We start from the raw sequence: 2,395 nt of genomic DNA on the forward strand, positions 1-2,395 counted from the left end.
GCCCAGATCCCGACTCCCGCCCAGCCCCCGGCCCCCGCACCGGCCCCGGTGTCCACGCCCGGAGCTGCGCCCGTCGCTCCGGAGCCCCGGCCCGCGGCCGCCTGCGCGCCGCTGGGCCTGAGCGACTGGATCGAGCGCCGGCTCGGCGGAAAGCTCTGCGTCCGCTACGGCCGGTGGCCGCGGACGCGCTAGTCCTGCCCGCGATCCCGCCACCGGTGCAGCACCTCCCTGCCCCGCTGCCGGGCGGTCACCCCGCACAGCGCGGCCGTCAGCAGCGGGGCGGTGCGCCCGCGGGCCATGAGCAGCCGCTGGTTGACCACCCGTTCGGGCCGCCAGTGGTGCTTGTACGGCTCGTCGCCGCGCAGCAGGCTCAGCGTGCCGTGTGCGCCGCCCCCGGTGTGCTCGGCGCACGCGTCCAGCAGCATCACCGCCACGTCCGCCTTCCGCTCCCGCAGGCCGGGGTGGGCACCGTAGAGGTAGCCGCCGGCCAGGCAGCCCGACAGCAGAGTCAGATCGACGGCCACCACCTCGCCGTCGATCCGGAACTCGGTGACCACCGCGTTGCCCGAGCGGACCATCGGGCCCGCCGCCCGCACGAGATGCTCCCGGAACCGGGGCCGCAGATGCTCGCTCGTCACCTTCCGGCCCTGCCACTGCAACCGGTGCAGCGCCAGCAGCCGGCCGAGCGCCGCGTCCACCTCGTCCGGCCCGACCGTCAGCCGCTGCACGCCCAGCGCGGTCAGCCTGCGCAGCTTGGCCCGTACCCGCTGGCCGGACTTGCCCGACGGCAACCGGGTGATCAGCTCGTCCATGGACGCGGCGGGCAGTTCCAGGCAGGGCGAGTCGGGCACCGTACGGCGCGGCCCGCGCCAGCGGTCGTAGACCCGTTCCACCGCGCCGCCCGGGCGCACCTCACGGAAGTCGACCAGGGCCGTGCGGGCCACGTCGGCGAGGGCCTCGGCGAGCGCGCCGGCCGCCCGCCCGTCGTCGGTGTCGTCCAGCAGGACGTCCGTGTAGTCGGAGATCGCCCCGCCGAGCGGCACCAGCGCGGGCAGGGGCCGGCTCACCAGCATCAGCGGCGCGACGCCGAGCAGTTCGCGGCCGGCCCGCACCACCAGCAGCCGCAAACGTCCGGGCCGGCCGTACGACAGCCACCACGAGTGCAGCCAGGCGTGGCTCTGGAACGGGGTCGCGGCGGCGCACCGCCCGAACAGGCGCCCCCAGGCCGGGGCCAGTGCGGCGAAGGCGTCCTCGTCGGTGACGAGTTCGACGGTGAGGGCGGGGCTCGCGGTGCGCGCCGTGGCGGTGGCGGTCACAGCCGGCCGTGCGCGTCGGCGGCCACGGCCGGTCCGGGCACCGTGGCCCGCACGGGCTCCTCCTCGCCCCGGCGCCCCGGCCGCACCAGCAGTGCCAGGCCGCCGAGCAGCCCGCCCGCGGCGGCGCCGACGAGCCCGGTCACCCCGGCGGACGGCGAGGCCGGTTCGGCCGGCCGCACCGCGCGGCTGAACTGCAGGAGTTCGACATGGGTGGCGGCCTTGGCGGCGTCCGCGTGCCGGGTGAGGGCGCCGGCGACCGCGTTGGCCATGTCGGCGGCCTCGGCCGGGCGGGTCGCGGTGGCGGAGACGGCGACCATGGGGGCGTCCGGCGAGGTCGCCGTGTGCACGCTCTCCCGCAGGGTGGCCAGCGGCACCCCGGCCCGCGCCTGGGCGTCGCCGAGCACCGCGATCTCGGTGGCGACCCGGCCGTAGGCCTGCGCGAAGCCGAGGGCGGTGGCGGTGTCGGACCGATCGCCGGGGACGGCGACGACATAGCTGGTCGCCGTGTACTCCGGTGCCCTCAGCACGCCGTACCCGCCGCCCAGCAGGCCGCCCGCGACGACGCCGGCGGCCACCAGGGACCAGGGCGGGAGCGCGCGGAGCGGGGAGCGGCGGGAGGCGCGGGGGCGCCGGGTGTGGTTCTGGGTCATGAGGGGCCGACTTTCTCGGGGGGACGGGACTTCGGGACCGGGTGGGCGAGCGCCGCCGCGTAGACCTCCATGAGCCGGGCGGCGCTGCGGGTGACGCAGTAGTGGCGGGCCGCCTCGGGGGCGGAGCGCGGGCGGGGGCCGGCGGCCCGCACACCGGCGAGCGCACGCGTGTAGGCGTCCGCGTCGCACGGGACCCGCAGCGCGTCCGGGGCGGCCGCGGACGGCAGGTCCTCCAGGGCCGGACAGGACGTGTAGCGCACCGGCAGCCCGGCCGCGAGCGCCTCCACGACGGCGAGTCCGAACGCCTCCTCGGGGGAGGGGGCGGCGAGCACGTCCATCGCCGCGGCCAGCGCGGGCAGCCCGGGTCCGGGTGAGCCGTCGGGCAGATACGGCCGCTCCCCGGCGAACAGCACCCGGTCGGCGACCCCC

At 78.0% G+C, this 2,395-nt stretch carries 3 protein-coding genes and 1 pseudogene; 1 reads left to right on the forward strand and 3 read right to left on the reverse strand.

All coding sequences use genetic code 11. From position 1 onward, the window contains the following. Window positions 1-192, forward strand: a pseudogene (locus GT045_RS39480) (hypothetical protein); the annotation flags it as partial. On the opposite strand, the gene GT045_RS05570 reads toward GT045_RS39480, so the two are convergent. The 3 genes from GT045_RS05570 to GT045_RS05580 all read right to left on the reverse strand — a co-directional run. Continuing rightward, window positions 189-1,316, reverse strand: coding sequence for a GNAT family N-acetyltransferase (locus GT045_RS05570; RefSeq protein WP_161333464.1), 1,128 nt, complete (start codon window positions 1,314-1,316; stop codon window positions 189-191). The pseudogene GT045_RS39480 and the gene GT045_RS05570 sit on opposite strands and share 4 nt — an antisense overlap. After that, window positions 1,313-1,966: a lipopolysaccharide biosynthesis protein gene (locus GT045_RS05575; protein ID WP_161333465.1), complete on the reverse strand. Its 654-nt coding sequence runs from the start codon at window positions 1,964-1,966 to the stop codon at window positions 1,313-1,315. The genes GT045_RS05570 and GT045_RS05575 overlap by 4 nt, the downstream gene beginning before the upstream one ends. Beyond that, on the reverse strand, window positions 1,963-2,395 hold a 433-nt coding region (locus GT045_RS05580), incomplete at its 5' end, for a glycosyltransferase (RefSeq protein WP_161333466.1). The genes GT045_RS05575 and GT045_RS05580, both read right to left, overlap by 4 nt.

This window comes from Streptomyces sp. SID486, from assembly GCF_009865385.1.
Taxonomy (GTDB): Bacteria; Actinomycetota; Actinomycetes; order Streptomycetales; family Streptomycetaceae; genus Streptomyces.

Excerpts from the sequence above, each read along its gene's own strand:
- GT045_RS05575 (WP_161333465.1), bottom strand. The coding sequence starts at position 1,966 with ATGACCCAGAACCACACCCGGCGCCCCCGCGCCTCCCGCCGCTCCCCG.